22 protein-coding genes are annotated in these 20,583 nt (G+C 38.9%); 10 read left to right on the top strand and 12 right to left on the bottom strand.

Annotated features, from left to right (window positions below; all coding sequences use genetic code 11):
• Positions 1–23 precede the first annotated feature (23 nt).
• The 3 genes from GSF09_RS07275 to GSF09_RS07265 all read left to right on the top strand — a co-directional run bounded on the left by GSF09_RS07275 (position 24) and on the right by GSF09_RS07265 (position 5,499).
• Positions 24–2,414, top strand: coding sequence for a 3-hydroxyacyl-CoA dehydrogenase/enoyl-CoA hydratase family protein (locus tag GSF09_RS07275; RefSeq protein ID WP_159800289.1), 2,391 nt, complete (start codon positions 24–26; stop codon positions 2,412–2,414).
• 21 nt (positions 2,415–2,435) lie between these two features.
• Positions 2,436–3,617: an acetyl-CoA C-acyltransferase gene (locus GSF09_RS07270; protein WP_159800288.1), complete on the top strand. Its 1,182-nt coding sequence runs from the start codon at positions 2,436–2,438 to the stop codon at positions 3,615–3,617.
• Between the two features lie 91 nt (positions 3,618–3,708).
• On the top strand, positions 3,709–5,499 hold the full coding sequence (locus GSF09_RS07265; RefSeq protein ID WP_159800287.1) for an acyl-CoA dehydrogenase family protein: 1,791 nt from the start codon (positions 3,709–3,711) through the stop codon (positions 5,497–5,499).
• Positions 5,500–5,581: 82 nt separating this feature from the next.
• On the opposite strand, the gene GSF09_RS07260 is transcribed toward GSF09_RS07265, so the two are convergent.
• The 3 genes from GSF09_RS07260 to GSF09_RS07250 form a co-directional block, all read right to left on the bottom strand.
• Complete coding sequence (locus GSF09_RS07260) at positions 5,582–5,737, bottom strand: lmo0937 family membrane protein (RefSeq protein WP_159800286.1); 156 nt, start codon at positions 5,735–5,737, stop codon at positions 5,582–5,584.
• 26 nt (positions 5,738–5,763) lie between these two features.
• Positions 5,764–6,357, bottom strand: coding sequence for a DUF4142 domain-containing protein (locus tag GSF09_RS07255; RefSeq protein WP_159800285.1), 594 nt, complete (start codon positions 6,355–6,357; stop codon positions 5,764–5,766).
• A gap of 116 nt (positions 6,358–6,473) precedes the next feature.
• Positions 6,474–7,676 (bottom strand): FAD-binding oxidoreductase, encoded by a 1,203-nt coding sequence (locus GSF09_RS07250; RefSeq protein WP_159800284.1) that lies wholly within the window; start codon positions 7,674–7,676, stop codon positions 6,474–6,476.
• A 145-nt stretch (positions 7,677–7,821) separates the two neighbouring features.
• Here GSF09_RS07250 and GSF09_RS07245 point away from each other — a divergent pair, with 145 nt between their 5' ends.
• Positions 7,822–9,015, top strand: a complete 1,194-nt coding sequence (locus GSF09_RS07245) for an LETM1-related biofilm-associated protein (protein ID WP_159800283.1) — start codon at positions 7,822–7,824, stop codon at positions 9,013–9,015.
• 29 nt (positions 9,016–9,044) lie between these two features.
• Here the strand turns inward: GSF09_RS07245 and can are convergent, their stop codons facing one another.
• The 4 genes from can to GSF09_RS07225 form a co-directional block, all read right to left on the bottom strand.
• Positions 9,045–9,683 (bottom strand): carbonate dehydratase, encoded by a 639-nt coding sequence (gene can / locus GSF09_RS07240; protein WP_159800282.1) that lies wholly within the window; start codon positions 9,681–9,683, stop codon positions 9,045–9,047.
• A 44-nt stretch (positions 9,684–9,727) separates the two neighbouring features.
• The gene (locus GSF09_RS07235) at positions 9,728–11,359 is read right to left on the bottom strand and encodes a SulP family inorganic anion transporter (protein WP_159800281.1); all 1,632 of its coding nucleotides are present in this window, start codon (positions 11,357–11,359) and stop codon (positions 9,728–9,730) included.
• Between the two features lie 72 nt (positions 11,360–11,431).
• Entirely contained in the window at positions 11,432–11,713 is a 282-nt protein-coding gene (locus tag GSF09_RS07230) for a hypothetical protein (protein ID WP_159800280.1), read from the bottom strand.
• A 65-nt stretch (positions 11,714–11,778) separates the two neighbouring features.
• Positions 11,779–12,294, bottom strand: a complete 516-nt coding sequence (locus GSF09_RS07225) for a Dps family protein (protein WP_159800279.1) — start codon at positions 12,292–12,294, stop codon at positions 11,779–11,781.
• A gap of 108 nt (positions 12,295–12,402) precedes the next feature.
• Between GSF09_RS07225 and GSF09_RS07220 the strand changes: the two genes are divergently transcribed.
• Positions 12,403–13,350: a hydrogen peroxide-inducible genes activator gene (locus tag GSF09_RS07220; protein WP_159800278.1), complete on the top strand. Its 948-nt coding sequence runs from the start codon at positions 12,403–12,405 to the stop codon at positions 13,348–13,350.
• A 31-nt stretch (positions 13,351–13,381) separates the two neighbouring features.
• Here GSF09_RS07220 and GSF09_RS07215 read toward each other — a convergent pair whose 3' ends face one another.
• From GSF09_RS07215 to GSF09_RS13775, 4 genes are all read right to left on the bottom strand, one after another.
• Positions 13,382–13,582, bottom strand: coding sequence for a hypothetical protein (locus GSF09_RS07215; protein ID WP_159800277.1), 201 nt, complete (start codon positions 13,580–13,582; stop codon positions 13,382–13,384).
• A 135-nt stretch (positions 13,583–13,717) separates the two neighbouring features.
• Complete coding sequence (mnmD, locus tag GSF09_RS07210) at positions 13,718–14,380, bottom strand: tRNA (5-methylaminomethyl-2-thiouridine)(34)-methyltransferase MnmD (protein ID WP_159800276.1); 663 nt, start codon at positions 14,378–14,380, stop codon at positions 13,718–13,720.
• Position 14,381: 1 nt separating this feature from the next.
• Positions 14,382–14,852: a hypothetical protein gene (locus GSF09_RS07205; RefSeq protein ID WP_159800275.1), complete on the bottom strand. Its 471-nt coding sequence runs from the start codon at positions 14,850–14,852 to the stop codon at positions 14,382–14,384.
• 3 nt (positions 14,853–14,855) lie between these two features.
• A complete protein-coding gene (locus GSF09_RS13775; protein ID WP_236564857.1) occupies positions 14,856–15,506 on the bottom strand; it encodes a DUF4920 domain-containing protein in 651 nt (216 codons plus the stop codon).
• A gap of 179 nt (positions 15,507–15,685) precedes the next feature.
• Here GSF09_RS13775 and GSF09_RS07195 point away from each other — a divergent pair, with 179 nt between their 5' ends.
• Complete coding sequence (locus tag GSF09_RS07195) at positions 15,686–16,750, top strand: branched-chain amino acid aminotransferase (RefSeq protein WP_159800274.1); 1,065 nt, start codon at positions 15,686–15,688, stop codon at positions 16,748–16,750.
• 29 nt (positions 16,751–16,779) lie between these two features.
• Here GSF09_RS07195 and GSF09_RS07190 read toward each other — a convergent pair whose 3' ends face one another.
• Entirely contained in the window at positions 16,780–17,166 is a 387-nt protein-coding gene (locus GSF09_RS07190; RefSeq protein ID WP_159800273.1) for a nucleoside triphosphate pyrophosphohydrolase family protein, read from the bottom strand.
• Positions 17,167–17,243: 77 nt separating this feature from the next.
• Between GSF09_RS07190 and GSF09_RS07185 the strand changes: the two genes are divergently transcribed.
• The 4 genes from GSF09_RS07185 to GSF09_RS07170 all read left to right on the top strand — a co-directional run bounded on the left by GSF09_RS07185 (position 17,244) and on the right by GSF09_RS07170 (position 20,437).
• A complete protein-coding gene (locus GSF09_RS07185; protein ID WP_159800272.1) occupies positions 17,244–17,432 on the top strand; it encodes a hypothetical protein in 189 nt (62 codons plus the stop codon).
• 109 nt (positions 17,433–17,541) lie between these two features.
• Positions 17,542–18,033: a hypothetical protein gene (locus tag GSF09_RS07180; RefSeq protein ID WP_159800271.1), complete on the top strand. Its 492-nt coding sequence runs from the start codon at positions 17,542–17,544 to the stop codon at positions 18,031–18,033.
• A gap of 5 nt (positions 18,034–18,038) precedes the next feature.
• Positions 18,039–19,823, top strand: a complete 1,785-nt coding sequence (locus tag GSF09_RS07175; protein WP_159800270.1) for a sensor histidine kinase — start codon at positions 18,039–18,041, stop codon at positions 19,821–19,823.
• On the top strand, positions 19,820–20,437 hold the full coding sequence (locus GSF09_RS07170) for a response regulator transcription factor (protein ID WP_159800269.1): 618 nt from the start codon (positions 19,820–19,822) through the stop codon (positions 20,435–20,437). The genes GSF09_RS07175 and GSF09_RS07170 overlap by 4 nt, the downstream gene beginning before the upstream one ends.
• The last annotated feature ends 146 nt before the right edge of the window (positions 20,438–20,583 follow it).

Raw genomic sequence — 20,583 nt, 5'->3', positions numbered from 1 at the left:
CAACAAGCAAAAAACTTAAAATAATGAAACGCACTATTAAAAAGGCAGCCGTTGTCGGCTCCGGCATAATGGGTTCGGCAATTGCCTGCCATTTTGCCAATATAGGTGTTGAAGTCCTGCTGCTGGACATAGTACCAAAAGAACTTACGGACGCCGAAAAGAAAAAAGGGCTTACATTACAGGATAAGGCTGTGCGCAACCGCATAGTTAATGATCATCTTGACAATGCTTTAAAATCCAAGCCCTCCCCTATTTACCACCAAAAATTTGCATCGAGGATAGTAACAGGCAACACTGAAGATGATTTGCCTAAAATTGCTGATGCCGACTGGGTAATTGAGGTGGTTGTGGAAAGGCTGGATATAAAACAAAAAGTATTTGAGCAAATTGAAAAATACCGCAGGCCGGGAACCTTGATTACATCCAATACTTCGGGCATACCGATACATTTTATGAGTGAAGGCCGGAGCGAGGATTTCCAGAAACATTTTTGCGGTACACACTTCTTTAACCCCCCACGCTACTTAAAACTTTTTGAAATTATACCCGGGCCAAAAACTTCGCAGGAAGTACTGGATTTCCTCAATGGTTACGGCGAGAAGTTTTTAGGAAAGACTTCGGTAATAGCCAAAGATACCCCGGCCTTTATAGGAAACCGAATAGGTATTTACGGTATTATGAGCCTTTTCCACCAGGTAAAGGAAATGGGGCTGACTATTGAGGAAGTAGATAAACTTACAGGCCCTGTAATCGGCAGGCCGAAATCGGCTACTTTCCGTACAGTTGATGTTGTAGGGCTAGACACCCTTGTACATGTTGCCAATGGCATTTATGATAATTGCCCTGATGATGAAGTGCATGAACTGTTTAAAGTTCCCGATTTCATCAACAAGATGATGGAAAATAAATGGCTTGGCAGTAAAACCGGGCAAGGCTTTTATAAAAAAGTAGATAAGGATATTTTAGCACTTGACCTTGATACTTTAGAATACAGGCCTCAGAAAAAAGCATCTTTTGCTACACTGGAACTAACCAAAACTATTGATAAGCCAATAGACCGCTTTAAGGTTTTGGTAAAGGGCACTGATAAAGCCGGCGAATTTTACCGTAAAAATTTTGCAGGCATGTTTGCTTATGTTTCAAACCGTATCCCTGAAATTACAGATGATTTATACAAAATAGACGATGCCATGAAAGCCGGTTTCGGCTGGGAAAATGGGCCATTTGAAATATGGGATGCCGTTGGCGTTGAAAAGGGTATCGAAATAATGAAAGCAGAAGGCTTTGAACCTGCACAGTGGGTTAAAGATATGCTTGCTTCGGGTAACAGCACTTTCTATACAATTAAGGAAGGTAATACCTACTATTATGATATAGCCTCAAAGTTACAGAAAAAAATACCGGGCCAGGATGCCTTTATCATACTTAACAATATACGCGAAAGCAGAAAAGTATGGAGCAACAGTGATGCCGTTATTGAAGATTTAGGCGACGGCATACTTAATGTTGAGTTTCGTTCCAAAATGAACACTATAGGTGGTGGCGTGCTTCAGGGCATAAACAAGGCTATAGACCTGGCAGAAAAAGAATATGATGGTTTGGTAATTGGAAACCAGGCTGCAAACTTTTCAGTGGGTGCAAATATCGGTATGATATTCATGATGGCGGTAGAACAGGAATATGATGAGCTTAATATGGCTATTAAAATGTTCCAGGATACCATGATGCGTGTCCGCTATTCTTCTATACCTGTTGTGGTCGCACCACATGGAATGACACTGGGCGGTGGCTGCGAAATGAGTATGCATGCCGATAAGGTAGTAGCCGCTGCTGAAACCTATATTGGCCTTGTAGAGTTTGGTGTAGGCGTTATACCGGGCGGTGGCGGAAGCAAGGAAATGGCTTTACGTGCTGCGGACACATGGCATAAGGATGATGTGGAATTAAATGTATTACGCGAGTATTTCCTTACCATCGGTACTGCAAAAGTTTCAACATCTGCTTATGAAGCCTATGATTTAGGCATACTTCAAAAAGGAAAAGATATAGTAGTGGTTAATAAGGACAGGCAGATAGCAGAAGCGAAAAAATATGCTAAACTTATGGCAGAAGCCGGCTATACGCAACCTGTTAAACGCAAAGATATTAAAGTGCTTGGTAAGCAGGCACTGGGTATGTTCCTTGTGGGAACCGACAGCATGCAGGCAGGAAACTACATAAGTGAGCACGATAAAAAAATTGCCAATAAGCTTGCTTATGTTATGGCAGGGGGCGATTTGAGTGAGCCTACCCTTGTTACCGAACAATACCTGCTTGACCTTGAGCGTGAGGCTTTCCTTTCCTTATGTGGGGAGCGTAAAACTTTAGAGAGAATACAACACATGCTAACTAAGGGTAAACCGCTTAGGAACTAATACCTAAAATTTACAAAAAAAATGAAAACAGCATATATAGTAAAAGCATACAGGACAGCCGTGGGCAAAGCACCTAAAGGTGTGTTCAGGTTTAAAAGGCCTGACGAGCTTGCCGCAGAAACTATACAGTATTTATTAAAAGATATACCCCAACTGGACAAAACCAGGATTGATGATGTTATTGTGGGTAATGCAATGCCGGAGGCTGAGCAGGGCTTAAACTTTGCAAGGCTAATATCGCTTATGGGGCTAAAGATTGAAGATGTACCCGGTGTAACGGTAAACCGTTATTGTGCTTCCGGTTTGGAAACTATTGCTATAGCTACAGCTAAAATCCAAAATGGTATGGCTGACTGTATTATTGCAGGTGGTGCGGAAAGCATGAGTTATATCCCTATGGGCGGTTATAAACCGGTACCTGATTACCAGGCTGCAAAAAACGGGCATGAAGATTATTACTGGGGCATGGGGCTTACTGCCGAGGCAGTAGCAAAAAAATATAATGTGAGCCGTGAAGACCAGGACAGGTTTGGTTACGAGTCGCACCAAAAAGCGTTAAAGGCACAGGCAGAAGGTAAATTTGAAAACCAGATAGTACCAATAACTGTTGAGGAAACTTATGTAGATGGTAACGGCAAAAAAGCAACAAGAAGCTATACGGTAACCAAAGATGAAGGCCCCAGGGCAGATACATCGCTTGAGGCATTAGGCAGGCTTAAACCCGTTTTTGCTGCTGATGGCAGCGTGACCGCAGGGACATCATCGCAAATGAGTGATGGTGCGGCTTTTGTTTTGGTAATGAGCGAGGAAATGGTAAAAGAACTTAACCTTGAGCCTGTTGCAAGGCTGGTTAGCTATGCCGCTGCCGGTGTAGAACCGAGGATAATGGGGATAGGCCCTGTTAAGGCTATTCCTAAAGCCCTGAATATGGCAAACATGAAGCTGGACGATATCCAGCTTATAGAACTCAATGAAGCGTTTGCCTCACAATCTTTGGCTGTAGTACGCGAATTGGGTATTAATACCGATATACTGAATGTTAATGGCGGTGCAATTGCTTTAGGGCATCCTTTAGGATGCACAGGGGCAAAGTTATCGGTTCAGTTATTTGACGAGGCTAAACGCCGTGGCAATAAGTATGGCATGGTAACCATGTGTGTAGGTACCGGCCAGGGAGCAGCAGGAATTTATGAGATTTTCTAGATTAAGCAAAGAGAAGTTAAATTTAATGTATAACTAAAATCCTATTGACCCCTAATAGGTATAATCCCCCGTTGGGGGTTAGGGGGCTGATATGAGCGATATAACAAGAGGTGGCCAATTCCTTGTAAAAGAAACAAAATGCAAGGATGTTTTTACTCCCGAAGATTTTTCGGAAGAGCAAATAATGATGCGCAACTCTGTAAAAGAGTTTGTGGATCGTGAGCTTTGGCCTAATAAAGAGCGTTTTGAAAAGAAAGATTATGCATTTACTGAAGAGTGCATGCGCAAAGCCGGCGAAATGGGCTTTTTAGGCGTAGCCGTGCCCGAAGAGTATGGCGGACTTGGAATGGGCTTTGTAAGTACTATGCTGGTATGCGATTATATTTCGGGGGCTACAGGTTCTTTTTCCACTGCCTTTGGTGCGCATACAGGTATAGGTACTATGCCAATTACGCTATATGGAACCGAAGAACAAAAAAAGAAATATGTACCCAAACTTGCTACTGGCGAATGGTTTGGTGCTTATTGCCTTACAGAGCCGGGAGCAGGAAGTGATGCCAATTCAGGTAAGACCAAAGCGGTACTTTCTGAAGATGGCACGCATTATAAAATTACAGGACAAAAAATGTGGATTTCCAATGCGGGTTTCTGTAACCTCTTTATAGTATTTGCCCGTATAGAGGATGATAAAAATATTACAGGCTTTATAGTAGAGAATGATCCTTCCAATGGTATCAGCCTTGGCGAAGAAGAGCACAAACTGGGCATACGTGCCTCATCTACAAGGCAGGTATTTTTTAATGAAACCAAAGTACCTGTGGAAAATATGCTGAGCGAGCGTGGTAATGGTTTTAAAATTGCCATGAATGCGCTTAATGTTGGGCGTATTAAGCTGGCTGCGGCCTGCCTTGATGCACAAAGAAGGACAATTTCAGGTTCAGTGAAATATGCTAATGAAAGGGTACAGTTCCAAACACCTATTGCCAACTTTGGAGCCATACGCTCTAAACTGGCGGAAATGGCAGCAAGCTGCTATGCCGGCGAAAGTGCCAGTTACAGGGCGGCCAAAAGCATACAGGACAGGATTGAAGCGCGTGTAGCTGCAGGAGAAAGCCACCAGGATGCCGAACTTAAAGGTGTTGAGGAGTTTGCCATTGAATGTTCTATACTTAAAGTAGCTGTATCGGAAGATATACAAAACTGTTCTGACGAAGGTATCCAGATATTTGGCGGTATGGGCTTTAGTGAGGACACCCCGATGGAAAGCGCCTGGAGAGATGCAAGGATTGCCCGTATTTATGAAGGCACGAATGAAATTAACCGTATGCTTTCAGTCGGCATGCTTATTAAAAAAGCCATGAAAGGGCATGTGGATTTACTTGGCCCTGCCATGAAGGTTGCAGAGGAGCTTATGGGTATTCCATCGTTTGACACGCCTGACTATAGCGAACTTTTTGCAGAGGAAAAGGAAATTATCGCAAAACTTAAAAAGGCATTCCTCATGGTAGCGGGAAGCGCGGTGCAAAAATATGGCCCTGACCTTGACCAGCACCAGCAATTGCTTATGGCTGCGGCCGATATATTAATAGAAATATATATGGCAGAGTCGGCAATATTAAGGACTGAGAAGCTTGCCAAAAATAAAGGTGCTGAAAATGTAAAAGAACAAATTGCCATGGCGCAGCTTTATTTATACCATGCCGTTGACCTGGTAAATACCAAAGGAAAAGAAGGTATTGCTTCGTTTGCTGAAGGCGATGAGCAGCGCATGATGCTTATGGGGCTAAAAAGGTTTACAAAATATACCAATATGCCAAATGTAGTAGCTTTAAGGGAAACTATTGCTTCCAAGGTTATAGCAGAAAATGCATACCCTTTTTAACAGGCTGATAAAAACACTTAAATAAAAAACCCACTGTATTAAGTTTACAGTGGGTTTTCTTTATTGCGGTAATAACTTAATCTTAAGGCTTTCTGTTTTTAAATATATTTACCACTATTGCAATTACAGCAACAACCAGTAAAAGATGGATAAGTGCACTGCCCACATGGTAGGCAAAACTACCCAAGGCCCAAATAATAATAAGTATTACAGCAACAATATATAATAAATTTCTCATAGCAATTATAGTTTTATAACCAAAGGTTATTCCATGTTATCCATCTTCTCTTTAAGCGATTTTGCCTCTTCAAGATGCTTCCTTAAATCAGGCAGCATATTAGCGGCCCACATCCTTATTTCTTCATCGTTAGCTTTTTCAGATGCCTTTTCCATTTTGTCGATAGCTTTTTCATGTACGTCAACCATCATGTCAGCATATTTTTTATTGAAATCCATTGCTGATTCATCGTTAAGGTCATTATAGGCTTCCTGTGCATCTTCAGATAGTGATGACGGTAGTGAAACATTTTTCTTTTGTGCCAGCGACTTAGTAGTTTCTGATGCTTTTGTATGGGCATCAACCATCATTTGGCCGTATGCTTTTACATCTGCATTAGTACTTTTTTGCTGTGCCAGTTTGCCAAGTTCAATTTCTTTCATGTCAATAGCAGAAGCTGTTACAAGATATTCGGAATCATCTTCCATCTCGTCGTTGTTGTCAAATGTTTCCTCATTTTGCTCTTCTGCCACTTCCTTAGGGTCGTCTTCTTTATTTTCCTTGCATGAAGTCATACCAAATGACATGGTAACTACTGCCGCCCCTAAAAGCATTTTACTGAATAATGATGTCTTTCTCATAATAGGTTAAGTTTAAATTTTGTTTATTAAACGAAATTACTATAATGGAGTTTGTGGGGGTGTTATGATAATCACAATAAATGTTATGGAAATATTAAACTTTATTAAGAATATTTTTACCTGTTGAAAGTAAAAAGCCCCGCGTCTTCATTTTCTTTCCCTAAAAGCATATCCCTTATAATTTCGGCAGCTATAAGGCTGAATGTTATACCGTTTCCACCAAAACCGAGCGCAAAATAGCTGTTTGGTAATTTTCCATACGGCCCAATATAAGGCAATCCGTCTTTTGTTGCCCCAAAAGTACCTGTCCAGCTAAACTCCGGTTTAAAATCAAGATGCGGGAAAAGTTTATTGGCATCGGCTGTAAGTAGTTTGGTTTTACGCTTCATCAACTTATCGCGCTTTGCCGGGTTGCTGAACTCTACATCCCTTCCCCCAACCAAAACCCTGTTATCCGGCGTGGTACGCATGTAGAGATAAGGTTCAGCGGTATTCCATATCAGTACATCGTCCTTCCAGAATTTCCTTTCATTATACTGCTCGCTTACCACTGCATAAGTAGAAAGCAGTTTCACTATATCCTTATCAATAAAATCAACAACCTCATAACCCGTTGCATATATTAGTTTCTTTGCTTTTATAGTATAACCTGTTTCAGTTTTTAATGTTACCCCATTTTTAGTATGCCTGATATTTTCCACAGGTGTACGGTCAAAAATGTTCAGTTCTGTCCCTCTCTTTTTGTGCTGAAGCAAATAGTGCGCATACATATAGGCATTGGTTTGCGCCCCGTGTGTAGAAAGTATAGCACCATAGCAATCAAATCCATAACGTTCCTTAGCTTCCTTTGCAGTGAGGTATTTTACCTTAAATCCTGCCTCTTTTCGGGCTTTGTACTCTTCCTTAAGCCAATCTTCATCCTTTTTTCTGGCGGCATAAAACAAACTGTCTTTTTGCTCAAACTCTTTCATACCCAGTTTACCTGCTATTTCTGCAAGTACATCTATGGCACGTCCGCACAGGTTATAAGCCCTGTCTGCCTCTTGCCTGCCAATCATTTTCCTTAGCCTGTATAAAGGGATGTCAATTTCATATTGCAGCAGGGATGTGCTGGCACTTGTACTGCCCAAACCTATAGTCCTGGCATCAACAGTTACACAGGGTATGCCTGCCTCAACCAAATAATAGCGTACTAATGCACCGGAAATACCTGCGCCAATTATTGCCACTTCTGTTTCTACATCATGGTCAAGTTTTGGGAAGGTATATGGAAGCCCGTCTTTAATGAGCCAGAAAGGATAACCCGATTTTAAAGTCATAAATTATAATACTATTTCTTACAAATTTAGCAGGCAGCTTCTTCTTCTATAGTAATTTAACCAAAAGCATATTATATTTTAACTCTTGTTGAAGTTGAAACGGAAACAAATAAAAATATTAATTTTGCACTGCTAACCAGTTGTTATGATAAACCCTTCGGCCAGCGGATGGATTGATAAATTTTTTAACCGGCTTACTAAAAAGGCGCCGGAAAAAAGCATACACAATTTTTACAGGCAAATAAGGGATACCGGTTTTATATACGGGCATGCTGTAAGCATTGAACATTTAAACAGTAAAGAAACTACAGGCTGGACTGCCGAAGAAACCACAAAGGCTGCGCTTTTAGGAACTTTATTTGACCTTTACAGGCATGTTACGGAAGAAGAGTCAGTACACGATTTTATTAAAAAGGCAATCGGCTTTTACAGGGAAATGACTCCTGAAGGTTTTGCACTTCTAAAAAAAGTACTGCCGGCATCACCCCCAAGCCATGAACTGGAAAATATTTTAGATGAAAGGATAAGGACAAATGATAACATTATAGGGCGTAATTTTTCGCATATACTTACCAATGCCCTGTTGTTTATGGATGCACTGGCTTTCCGCCACTATCTGCTGGAAAATGAAATACCTGAAAAGTATATAAAAAAGCTGGAGGAAACGGCAGTCAGCATAGTATCGCTTGCACTTAAAACCAAAAAGGCGAAATCGGAATACGATAAGCTGCTGATAAAACTTTTTGAGTCTTCCGTGCGCTATACAAAATTCTCGGCAGTTAATACGCAAGGGTTAAACAAACTGGAGCTAAGTTATTTTAAAAATTATCTTGAAAAAATATACCTGCTGGATATTGCAGGTATGGCTATATGGAATGACAGCAAAGCAGAAAAAGATGAAATTGACTTTTTGTACCGCCTTGCCGCACAACTTGCAATTCCTGACGACGAAGTGGCTGAAAGTATAGCTTCCTTTGATGTTTTTATTAAAAGATACAAAAAGGAAATACCTTATTTTAATTACTCCAACCCTGTACGGCATTTTTATGACCATGCATCGCAATATGTTATGCTGCTTATAAACAGGAACCGTAAAAGATTAATAAAGGAACTTTCCAACAACGGTGAACTTATGGTGCTACTAACCCACTCTACCCACCGTACGCTTGATAAGGATGAAAAGAAAAAAGTGAAAAAGCAATTACTGGAAATATGTAAAACTGTGCCCTCACTCACTATATTTATTCTGCCGGGGGGAAGCCTTTTATTACCCTTGCTTATTAAATTTATTCCGCAGTTGCTACCGTCAGTATTTAATGAAAATCTTGATAATGAATAAAAAAAGCCCCGCAATTGCGGGGCTTTTTTTTATATTGTAAGGCGGTCAACCTTATCAAGGTCGGCATTATCCTTAAGGTTAACCTCAAGGTCTTTCACTATACCCGTATCAAGGCCATATACCCAGCCATGCAGGTATAATTCCTGCCCGTTTTTCCAGGCAGCCTGTACTATAGATGTTTTGGCAAGGTCATACACCTGTTCTTTTACATTAATTTCTACAAAGGCATTAAACCTGTCGTTTTCATTAATTATGGAGTCAAGGTATTGCCTGTGGTGCCTGTAAATATCTTTTATGTGCCTTATCCAGTTATCAATAATACCTATTGACTGGTTTCCCATAGCTGCCTTAACACCTCCGCACCCATAATGCCCGCATACAATAACGTGCTTTACCTTTAAAATATTTACTGCATAATCCAGCACGCTTAGCATATTCATATCCGAATGTATAACCATATTCGCTATATTCCTGTGCACGAAAACCTCTCCCGGCTGAGCGCCAATAATTTCATTGGCCGGAACACGGCTATCTGAGCAGCCAATCCATAATAAAGGCGGCGACTGCCCTTCTGCAAGCATTTTAAAATACTCGGGGTCTTCGGCAAGTTTGGAGTTAGACCACGCTTTATTATTTTCAATTATTTTTTTATAGAAATCTAAGTTCATAAATCCTGTATTTTGTCTTTATGTAAAAAACTAAAGTTTTGCAATTAATAAATATCCTGCTTTTCCTTCCTGTTGCTGCCGTTTTCATTGTTATGTGTTACAAACACATTATTATTATCGGCATTTTCAAGCTCATAGGCAGTTTTAAAGCCTATAAGCGTTACTTCAATATTATCTTCTTTTGCCTTTACAGTGGCAAATTCTTCTATTAAATCCAATACATCCTGGGCTATATATACTGTATCCGAAGCATCAATAACCACTTTAGAGTTTTCAGGCATTTCATTTAATGTGGTTTTTATAGCTGCCTTGTTAAGGAAAGAAACTTCCTGGGCAAGGTCTATATGTATAACATCACCTTCCTTATATTCTTCTTTCCGGAAATTATAAGCCCTTTTTAAATTACCCCTCAGTATAAATACAATACTGATTACCATTCCCAGGGCAACACCTTTTAAAAGGTCAGTTAATACTGCAGCCAGCAACGTAGCTATAAAAGGGACAAACTGGTAAATTCCCTTATTCCAAAAATGTTTTACCTTGGCAGGGCTTGCCAGCTTATAACCCACTACTAAAAGTACTGCTGCAAGTGTAGCCAGTGGGATACGGTTAAGCAACACAGGTATGGCAAGCACACAAATAAGCAGAAGTACCCCATGTATAATGGTTGACATTTTAGATTTTGCCCCTGCACTTGCATTGGCTGACGAACGTACTACTACCGATGTCATGGGAAGGCCACCCAAAAGTGAACTGATGATGTTACCTATGCCCTGCGCCTTAAGCTCAAGGTTTGTATTGGTGTAGCGTTTTTGAACATCCATCCGGTCAGAAGCCTCTATACACAAAAGTGTTTCTATTGATGCTACTATTGTAATGGTAATGGCTGTTATCCATACCTGAGTATTGCCAAAACCCGAAAAATCAGGCATTACAATTATATTTTTCAAATCTTCAAGCGATTGTGGCACCGGCAGCTTTACTAGGTGTTCGCCGCTTACTGTATAGGTACTTCCCGCTGCCTTAAAGGCTTCGTTTATGGCAACTCCGGCTACTACTGCTACTAGTGCACCCGGTATAAGTTTAAGCCTCTTTAAAAAAGGCACTTTATCCCAAAATATTAATATCAGCAGGGATACAACTGTTATAATTACAGCACCTAACTGTAAGTAATCCATGGCGCCAAGGAGCGAGCTAAAGGTATTACCGCCATCAGCTTCCATAAAAGCCTGGTCACCTTCAAAGTCGCTATCATAGCCCACAGCGTGGGGTATCTGTTTCAGGATAATAATAACACCTATACCTGCCAGCATACCTTCTATAACATTACTTGGGAAATAATTTGAGATACTGCCAGCCCTGATAAAGCCTAAAACCAACTGCATAGCACCGGCAAGCAATACTGTAAGCAGAAAAAGCTCAAACGACCCCAGTGTTGAAATTGCTGTTAGCACAATGGCAGTTAAGCCAGCAGCAGGGCCGGAAACACTTATGTGAGAGTTACTTAATGAGCCTACTACAATACCACCTACTATACCGGCAATAATACCCGATAATGGTGGTGCGCCGGAAGCAAGTGCAATACCAAGGCACAAAGGCAGTGCTACCAAGAAAACCACAAGCCCCGAAGCAAAGTCGGCCTTTAGGTTCGCAAAAAGATTTGTCTTTTTTGTCATACCGAAAAATATAATACATTAATTATTAAACGCTGCGCGTTTAAACAAAACCCACTATGGGCTGTGCATGTATTATACCTGTTCAGGAGGAGGTAAAAAAATATCTCCAAAAACATTATCATGCCTCTGGAGATATTTAGAATTTATAAGTGTCTTGTTTTTTATTAAAAGTAAAAAGGTAAACTGAAATTCACTGGGGCCTGCTTTTATTTCGTGCATTTCCTTATGGATTTCTTCTTCGGTAAAGCTGTAAAATACAGATATATCTGCTTCATCCTCTACCATACTCACAATTGTGGGCGTGGTAAGGAAGGTAACAAACATTAACAGCACTATGCTTACCAAAAACCTCATGAGTGCGAAGATATAAATTTTCTGCCTATATCTTATAATGCTGCTGTTATAAAAATGTTATTGCATTATATGCTTTCCTCGCTCCAGGCTTTCATCATCCATACCGTTTTTTCCTGCTCGGTAATAAAATCGCTCATCATGGAGTTGGTACCCTCATCATTAATTTTATCTGATTCATCCAGTATAACCCTTTCTATCTTAAGAAGATTGCTTAATGACTCAATAATTAAATGTACCGCTTCTTCATCTTTAGAAACATTTTTACCAACCTCCAGCCTGTTGTTGGCAATATAATCTTCAAATGTGTGCAGCGGCGTTCCGCCTAATGTAAGCACCCTTTCGGCAACCATGTCAATTTTAAGCTGGGCATCATTATATAATTCTTCAAATTTAACATGAAGGTCAAAAAAGCGTTTACCCCTTATATTCCAGTGTATGCCTCTTAAATTTTGATAATAAACCTGAAAGTTTGATAACAATATATTAAGCTCTGCAGCTATTACTTCTGTTTCCTTAACGGGTAAACCCAATACATTAACTTCCTTGTCTGAAGTCTTTTTTTCTTGTTTTTTAGTTTTCATAATACGTTGATTGTTGTAAGTTTTGCATTATAAATTTACGTAAAATTATTTATTTTAGCCATAGCTTATATCAATCGTTTTTATAATTTTATCATAAAAATCTATTTCATGACTATTACCCAGCTTCATTATGTACTGGCAGTTGCCGAACATAAAAATTTCACCCTTGCCGCCGAAAAATGTTTTGTTACACAGCCCACTTTAAGCATGCAGATACAAAAGCTTGAGGAAGAACTTGATGTACAAATTTTTGACCGCGGTAAAAAACCTATACAGCTTACAGAAGTAGGGCAAAAAATAGTTTTGCAGGCCAAAAATATTGTCAATGAATCTGGCAGGATACAGGATATAGTTGACCAGCAGAAAGGTTACATAGGCGGAGAGTTTAAAGTAGGGATAATACCCACTATAATGCCTACACTCCTGCCCATGTTCATGACCAATTTTATAAACAAATACCCTAAGGTAAACCTTATTATAGAAGAGCATACTACCGAAGAAATAATAAGGATGCTTAAAAACGGCCAGCTTGATGCCGCCATTGCCGCAACACCCCTTAGTGAGGAATCTATAAAAGAGATTGTTTTGTATTATGAACCTTTTGTGGCGTATGTACCGGAAAATAATCCCGCCTATAAAAAGAAGGAATTTGAGGTTGAAGACCTTGAAGAAAACCTTAATAACATTTTGTTATTACAGGACGGGCACTGTTTCAGGAACAATGTATTGAATATTTGCCGTGCCAACAGCCTTGGTACCGATACACCTTTCCAGATTGAAAGCGGAAGTTTTGAAACACTTGTAAAACTTGCCGATGAAGGTTTGGGCATGACACTGCTGCCCTACCTCCATACTCTGGACATGAACGGTAAAGCCACAGAAAAGCTCAGGCATTTTAAAGAACCGCGCCCATCGCGCGAAGTGAGCCTTATCTATTCTAAAAAAGAACTAAAACTGCACATAATTGAAGCACTTCGAAGCACTATAGCAGGCGTGGTGCGGGGCGCCATTACCTTTCAGAATGTGGAGATAACCAGCCCGCTGCATAAAAAATAAAAAAGGAGCCTTAAGGCTCCTTTCTTTTTATTTATTGCTTTTCTACATAAATAAGACACGCTTTTAGTTCCGGCTTTTCAGTAATATAATTATTCAGCCAGTCTATAAGTTGTTCAACCTCATAAGGCAATAATATCTTTATTGCTTTTTCCAGTTCTTTACAAAATAAATTGGTATCAAAGCTCACGCTCTCCAAAATTCTTTTTGTATAACTAAACATGGGTCTTGGCATTTTCCAAAAATTATTAATTGTTAGTAGGTGGTAAGAACGAATATGTAAATTTAACTAAAAAAACGTTTCATTTATAAAAAATAGTATCACTCAGAATTGTTAAACTTTTTATTATGATAATTTTTTAACAAAATTTTAAAGCTTAACAGCCCGCAGCATTTCCCTTTTACCCAGTGGGCCGGGTAATTTTTCAACTGTTAACCCTGCCTCCTGCATTGCTTTTTTTATTACCGTACGGCAGGCATAAGTAACTAATATTCCGTTTGTTTTTAAAGCAGTATGCATTGCCTTAAAAATAACAGTATCCCATAATTCGGGCTGTGCGTGGTAGCCAAAAGCATCAAAATAAATCAGGTCATACTTATTATGCTCTTTTATATCCTGAAACAGCAGTTTGCGTTTTTTTAATATAAATTTATCACTAATTGCAGTTTCTCTGTCCCAGTCGGTATAATGCATTAAATTAAAAACTTCTTTTTCGTCTTCGGCACCTGTCTGCCCTGCATAATTCAGGAGTGGTACTTCATCCATTGGTACAGGGTAAGCCTCAATACCTTCATAATAAACCTGCTGCCCTGCTTTTTTTGTTTCAAGGTAAGTAATAAAGGCGTTAAGTCCTGTACCGAATCCTATTTCCAAAATTGAAACGGGCTGCCCTTTTGTTAAGGCCAGCCCGTTTTTTATAAATACATGATAAGCTTCCTGTACTGCCCCGAATTTAGAATGATAGGTTTCCTTCATTTCCGGCAGGTATATTGTTACAGAGCCATCCTGCGTGTATATAATTTCCCTTTTCAAATTATTTTATGTATAATTTTTTAATGCGCGGTATTGGCCCGGTGCATTTAACCTCATGGCACTTAACGCATGATGATACGGCATCATTAAAATGTTTGGATGCATTTATAGAGTCTTTATAAATTAACTCCTGCGCCTTTATAAATTTTGCCGCCTGTTCTTTAAAAAAAGCGTCGTTTTCACTTTCATCAGTCATTGCTGAGGCATGTATCTTTAAAAAATGAGAAGGAAAATTACCGATAGTATCGCCATTGGTTATCCTTTCCTTAAGCCTCATATTATCTACATACATTTGCTCCATAAGGGCTGCCATTTCTGACATTTCATACATTACCAGCCCATCGCTTTCACCGTCTGCATGGTTTGCCGGCTGCTCCTGCCCTGTTTTGGCTTCCTCTTTATTATTTTCATTCTTACTGCCACAGGATAAAAACAATGCAGAGGCAATAAATATATATACTAAAACCTTCATTAATTATTTGCTGATTAAAACACCATCTGCCTGGAAAGCGTAGGTTACTTTAGGCTGAGTAATTTTATCTATTTCCTCCTGAGGCTTCCCGCCATCTTTGGCATAATGTTTAAGTTCGGCTACAGAAATTTCATTAATAAATGCCTTACCGCTTACTACGGCCTCATGGGTAGCTGCATTTAAAGGCACGAAGAATCCATAATCCTTAAATCTTACAAAAGAATCCTTACCGTTTGGAAGCTCAAGTTTCATCCAGCAGCCTTTTTTCTGGCAAACATCCTGTACGGTTGACTTGAATTTTACATTAATGGTGTCACCCGGTTTAAGGTTTTTATATTTTTTAAGCATCTCCTCTTTGCTAAGGGCATTTTGTGCAATAATCTTATCGCCAAAGGCAGCATACTCAACTTTAAGCTCTTTAGGCTGTTTTACTTCTATTTTCTCCTTTACGTTTTTCACTTCCTCATCAGCACCTGCCAGCTGAGCATTTTCCACTCCATCAGTTTCAACCGCAGCAATAGTATCTGTATCAACAGTTACAGTATCTGTAGGAGTTTCAATAATAGTTTCTTCAGATTTTACTTCTGTTTCCTTATTTTTCTGGCAGGCTGTTAAAACCAACAGCGAAGCTGCCACTATAAAAGTTTTTTTCATGAGGTATTTCAGATTAATTTACAGGCAAATTTATACAGAAAAGCGTAATTTTATATACTTTATTGATAATTATATAATTCCCATATACATTATACATAAAAAACTTATATTTAACAAACAGGCAAGGCATATATTTTTTTGTAGATTTGCAGTATACACAACTTAACTAACCTTACTTAATGAATAACGATACTACCGATATTGCCATTACCCGTGCCGGATTTTCTAAAATTGATACTGTAGATTTTGAAAACTTAACCTTCGGCAACATTTTTACCGACCATATGCTGGTTTGTGATTATAAAAACGGGGAATGGGAAAAACCAGTTATCAAGCCTTATGAGCCTTTCCCTATAGATCCTTCCGCCAAAGTTTTTCATTATGGGCAAGCCATTTTTGAAGGCATGAAAGCCTACAAAGATGATAATGATGATGTGTGGCTTTTCAGGCCCGACCAGAATTTTGAGCGATTCAACAAGTCTGCCAACAGGCTGGCAATGCCCGCTGTTCCTGAAGGAGTTTTTATGGGAGGCATGAAAAAGCTGTTGGAGCTTGAAAAGGCATGGGTTAAAAAAGGCAAAGGCAACTCCCTTTACATCAGGCCGTTTATGATTGCCATAGGTTCAGGCGTGGTGGCAGCCCCTTCTATGCACTACAGGTTTATGATTATTTTATCTCCTGCAAAAGCTTATTATTCCGGCACTGTAAAAGTTATAATAGCCGAGCACTACAGCCGTGCCGCTAATGGAGGTATAGGTGCTGCAAAGGCAGCCGGTAATTATTCGGCACAATTTTACCCTACAAGGCTGGCCAATGAAAAAGGGTTCCAGCAAATTATATGGACTGATGATGCCACGCACACCAAGCTGGAGGAAGCAGGTACAATGAATGTATTTTTCAGGATTAATGATACTTTATACACTGCTCCAACAAGTGAAAGGATACTGGACGGTGTTACCCGCAAAAGCCTTATTGAACTGGCGAAGAGTGAAAATATAAATGTAGAGGTTCGCCCTGTTTTGGTTAGTGAACTGATTGAAGCAGCCACTAATGGTTCATTAAAGGAAATTTTTGGTGCAGGCACGGCTGCAGTTGTAAACCCTATAGTAGGTTTTAGCTATCAGGACGAGTATTATGAACTGCCGGAGCAGGAACACTCCATAGCTTTGGAACTTAAGGAAAAACTTACCAATATACAATATAAGCTGGCTGAAGATAGTTTTGGCTGGACTGTAAAGGTGTAAAAAAAGCCGCTGTAAATACAGCGGCTTTTTTAATATTCCAGTATTTTGGTAAAATCAGGCTTAAAGTAGTTGGGGCCTTTCATTACTTTTCCATCCTCCCTGTATATTGGTTTGCCGTCGTGCCCAAGCTTGCTCATATTGCTTCTTTGTATTTCATCAAAAACCTCTTCTATTTTGTGCTGAAGACCATGTTCAATTATAGTACCGCATAAAATATACAGCATATCGCCCAGGGCATCTGCAATCTCTACAATATCATTGTTTTGTACAGCCTCGAGGTATTCTTCATTTTCTTCTTTCATCAGGTTATAGCGCAGCAGGTTTATTGCTTCTCCTAAATCTGCCTTAGGCACTTCGCTTATACCAAGCCCAAAAGAGGAATGAAACTCCTTTACTGCTTCAAGTTGCTTTTTCATGGTATTAATAATTTGGTTGGTTTAAAATTATTATAAAAATACAGGCGCATGTTGTAGCTTTGCAAAAAGATTTCAACATGTTTACCCAGGGCCAGATTATTTTCGCACTATGCTTTATTATTGTATTTATTGGTGTAATGATATATGTTTACCGTAAAGACCTTAAACTTCATAAAAAATACTATAAAGGCAGTTACTGGATATTGGTTGCCTTCCTTATTTTTATAGGATTGCTTTTTGTTGTAAAAAAATACCTGAAAGAATAATTGTTAATACTTTCTTAAAATTTTATTTCTTAAAATCCCCACTGATGGGGATTTTTTTTTATATTAATCTCCTCAATTTTGTAATTATTAACTATTAAAACCAACAAATATGTTTGAAATTATCTATTCAGGAATAGGCGGCTATTCTTTATACAGTAAAAAAGCAACATACCATACAGTATTACCTAATGTACCGGAATGTGTGCCAGACTTTAAAAACATTTACAATTTTACTAAAATTGGCGGGCCAGATTTTTTAGTAATTGAAATGAGTATGAGTGGTGTTGAACCTGATCCGAACTTAACGCTATACCCTGATTTAAGAAATATAAGCCTGAAAGTAACGGATATTGATTTTTCCAGTACCTCTACAGATATTACAGAAATAAACAGGCCTACTACAAGAGAAGACTTAAAACTAAATAGCGACATATTGGTAATGGTTATGCATGATGATGAATTTGACCTTGAGGATATGATTAAGCAATATCATGATGATATTAGTTTTACAGGAACAGATTTAAAAGATTTTATTGATTGTATAAAAGGGCCGGGACTGGCTCCGAGAAAATTTGGTTTAGGAACTTTAAGGCCCATATAATATAAATGCTATCAGTTATTATTAAAAAACTTTTAGTGCCTGCCTGTATTCTATTGGCAGGCACTGTTTATTCCCAGTATTTCCCGCAATTATTAACTATTGAAAATGAGTTAAAGGCAGAAAATTATGATGAGGCACAGGAAAAACTCAACAACATAGATACAACGGCTTTAAACAAACCAGAAAAAGCCCTGTACTGTTATCTTAAAGGGAATATTTTATATAATAACAGTAATGAAGACCTTGCCTTTCAACAATTCCTTATAGCACGTAAATTGTTTAAAGAGGCAGACAGCCTTAACCGTGCTATGGATTTGAACCTAAAAATAGCTTATCTGCTCCAGGCGCAGGAAAACAACACAATAAATTACTCTAAATACATTAAAGAGTATGTGGCTTATGTAGAAAAATTGGACAATCCTGTTAAACTGGCGCGTGGCTACGGCAACCTTGCTATGTTTATGCTGGATGAGCAGGATTATGACCTGAGCCTGAAATACTACCATAAGGCATTAAATTATATCAACAGGACTGATAATAAAGTAATAAAGTCGGCTATTTATAATAACATTGCCAACCTGTATAATGAAAGCCTGCACCAGCCGGATTCAGGGCTGTATTATCTTGAAAAAGATTTGGCAATTATCCGCGAAAGCGGTAATGACCCGGAATACCTTTACCATAATTACCTTAACCGCGCTTCATCCTATTACCATAAAAAAGAATATGACAAGGCTATAGATTTACTAAAAACGGCAGACAGCCTGCCAATTTCAAACCTTTTCCTTAAATCTAAACAAATAATCTATGAAGGGCTGTATAAGAATTATGCAGCAAAAAATGATTATAAAAATGCCTATGAAAGCCTGCTGGCAGTAAAACAACTGGCTGACAGCATTAATGTTACCGAACAAAACATAGCCTTAAACAATATAGAAACCAAATACCGCACCAAGGAAAAAGAGCTTGAAAACGAAATATTAAAAGGAAATATAAAAATAGGCAAAGTATTGCTGTATACTTTTTTTGGGCTGCTTATTGCCAGTGTGGTTATAGGCTTCCTTTTAGTAAAAAACTCCAGGCGTAAGGAAAAAATACTGCACCAGGAAAAACTTATAGAGCAGCAGAAACTGGAAAAGGCTTTAAAGGAATATGAATTGAGCAGTATAGACATTATGCTGGAAGGCCAGGAAAAAGAAAGGCAGCGTATAGCTAATGACCTTCATGATAACCTGGGCAGTATGCTGGCAACATTAAAACTTAATTTTGAGCATTTAAGGATGAGGAAAAACGATATTACGGAAAACGAGGGCCTGTACCAAAAAACAGATGATTTAATTGCTGAGGCTTACCAAAGGGTAAGGCGCATTGCACACGCAAAAAATGCAGGGGTTTTTGCTAATGAAGGTTTAATACCCGCACTTAAAAAACTGGCAGAAAAAATATCAGTACCCGGCAAGCTTAAAATGGATTTTATATCTTTTGGGTTTAATGAAAGGCTGGAAAATGCACTGGAAATTACTATCTTTAGGATGGTTCAGGAACTTGCCACAAATATTATAAAACACTCGCAGGCTACAGAAGCTTCGGTACAGTTGACACACCATGATGATAATATAAATATTATTATTGAAGATAACGGAGTTGGTTTCCCTGTTTCAAAACTCCGTAAGGCAGATGGTATGGGTATAAACACAATTATGCGCAAAGTGGAGCAAATGGAAGGAACTTTTACAGTAGATTCAACACCCGGACAGGGTACAACCATTATAATAGATTTACCGGTATGATAAATTTAGTAATAGCCGAAGACCACCAGTCGCTTATAGACGGTATAAAGGTTTTCCTTGAATATGAAAATGATATTAAAGTTGTGGGCGAAGCCAATGACGGGGAACACCTGCTGGAAATTGTAAAAACACAAAAACCGGATATTGTGCTTACAGATATACGAATGCCTAAAATGGACGGTATTACCGCTACAAGGTATATAACAGCCGAATATCCGGGATGTAAAGTTATTGCCTTCAGCATGTTTGAACAGGATGAGGCTATAGCACAAATGGTGGATGCCGGCGCATCGGGTTATATAATGAAAAATGCTTCATTAAAAATTGTACTTGAGGCCATAAGGGCGGTAATGAACGGCGAAACATATTTTGATGCTTCAATAAAACGGTCAGATAGCCCCAAAAACGGGAGTGATGATATACCATTAAGTAAACGCGAAATGGAAATTGTAAAACTGATAGGGCTCGGTAAAACATCTTTGGAAATAGCCGAGGAGCTTTTTATAGGAAAAACTACAGTTGATACCCACAGGAAAAATATATTAAGAAAGCTTAACCTACAAGGCAAAAGCGAGCTATTGCGCTATGCAATGGAGAAAAAATATGATTTTTAATTTGTTACCATATAATACTTTGAATGAAAATACTCAGTATTGGGTATTTTTTTGTTTTTATAAGTCCCTCATATTTGCAGGGTGTAGTTTGCTTTTTTTATAGCTACAGATTAGTAATCCCATATTATTAATTTGAGTAGTTGGTT

Origin of the sequence: Flavobacterium sp. MK4S-17 (assembly GCF_009848495.1) — a bacterium.
Lineage (GTDB): Bacteria > Bacteroidota > Bacteroidia > Flavobacteriales > Flavobacteriaceae > Flavobacterium.
Note: the sequence above shows the minus strand (reverse complement) of the source record. Positions and strands in the feature narration are given on the sequence as shown.

What these genes read in the sequence shown, in the direction of transcription:
- GSF09_RS07215 (WP_159800277.1), bottom strand. Translation starts at nt 13,582, where the DNA reads ATGCCAAGACCCATGTTTAGTTATACAAAAAGAATTTTGGAGAGCGTG.
- can (WP_159800282.1), bottom strand. Translation starts at nt 9,683, where the DNA reads ATGAACTTAGATTTCTATAAAAAAATAATTGAAAATAATAAAGCGTGG.
- GSF09_RS07185 (WP_159800272.1), top strand. Translation starts at nt 17,244, where the DNA reads ATGTTTACCCAGGGCCAGATTATTTTCGCACTATGCTTTATTATTGTA.
- GSF09_RS13775 (WP_236564857.1), bottom strand. Translation starts at nt 15,506, where the DNA reads ATGAAAAAAACTTTTATAGTGGCAGCTTCGCTGTTGGTTTTAACAGCC.
- GSF09_RS07225 (WP_159800279.1), bottom strand. Translation starts at nt 12,294, where the DNA reads ATGAAAACTAAAAAACAAGAAAAAAAGACTTCAGACAAGGAAGTTAAT.
- GSF09_RS07260 (WP_159800286.1), bottom strand. Translation starts at nt 5,737, where the DNA reads ATGAGAAATTTATTATATATTGTTGCTGTAATACTTATTATTATTTGG.
- GSF09_RS07230 (WP_159800280.1), bottom strand. Translation starts at nt 11,713, where the DNA reads ATGAGGTTTTTGGTAAGCATAGTGCTGTTAATGTTTGTTACCTTCCTT.
- GSF09_RS07235 (WP_159800281.1), bottom strand. Translation starts at nt 11,359, where the DNA reads ATGACAAAAAAGACAAATCTTTTTGCGAACCTAAAGGCCGACTTTGCT.
- GSF09_RS07255 (WP_159800285.1), bottom strand. Translation starts at nt 6,357, where the DNA reads ATGAGAAAGACATCATTATTCAGTAAAATGCTTTTAGGGGCGGCAGTA.
- GSF09_RS07245 (WP_159800283.1), top strand. Translation starts at nt 7,822, where the DNA reads ATGATAAACCCTTCGGCCAGCGGATGGATTGATAAATTTTTTAACCGG.
- GSF09_RS07195 (WP_159800274.1), top strand. Translation starts at nt 15,686, where the DNA reads ATGAATAACGATACTACCGATATTGCCATTACCCGTGCCGGATTTTCT.
- GSF09_RS07270 (WP_159800288.1), top strand. Translation starts at nt 2,436, where the DNA reads ATGAAAACAGCATATATAGTAAAAGCATACAGGACAGCCGTGGGCAAA.
- GSF09_RS07180 (WP_159800271.1), top strand. Translation starts at nt 17,542, where the DNA reads ATGTTTGAAATTATCTATTCAGGAATAGGCGGCTATTCTTTATACAGT.
- GSF09_RS07170 (WP_159800269.1), top strand. Translation starts at nt 19,820, where the DNA reads ATGATAAATTTAGTAATAGCCGAAGACCACCAGTCGCTTATAGACGGT.
- GSF09_RS07175 (WP_159800270.1), top strand. Translation starts at nt 18,039, where the DNA reads ATGCTATCAGTTATTATTAAAAAACTTTTAGTGCCTGCCTGTATTCTA.
- GSF09_RS07275 (WP_159800289.1), top strand. Translation starts at nt 24, where the DNA reads ATGAAACGCACTATTAAAAAGGCAGCCGTTGTCGGCTCCGGCATAATG.
- GSF09_RS07265 (WP_159800287.1), top strand. Translation starts at nt 3,709, where the DNA reads ATGAGCGATATAACAAGAGGTGGCCAATTCCTTGTAAAAGAAACAAAA.
- GSF09_RS07205 (WP_159800275.1), bottom strand. Translation starts at nt 14,852, where the DNA reads ATGAAGGTTTTAGTATATATATTTATTGCCTCTGCATTGTTTTTATCC.
- GSF09_RS07190 (WP_159800273.1), bottom strand. Translation starts at nt 17,166, where the DNA reads ATGAAAAAGCAACTTGAAGCAGTAAAGGAGTTTCATTCCTCTTTTGGG.
- GSF09_RS07220 (WP_159800278.1), top strand. Translation starts at nt 12,403, where the DNA reads ATGACTATTACCCAGCTTCATTATGTACTGGCAGTTGCCGAACATAAA.
- GSF09_RS07250 (WP_159800284.1), bottom strand. Translation starts at nt 7,676, where the DNA reads ATGACTTTAAAATCGGGTTATCCTTTCTGGCTCATTAAAGACGGGCTT.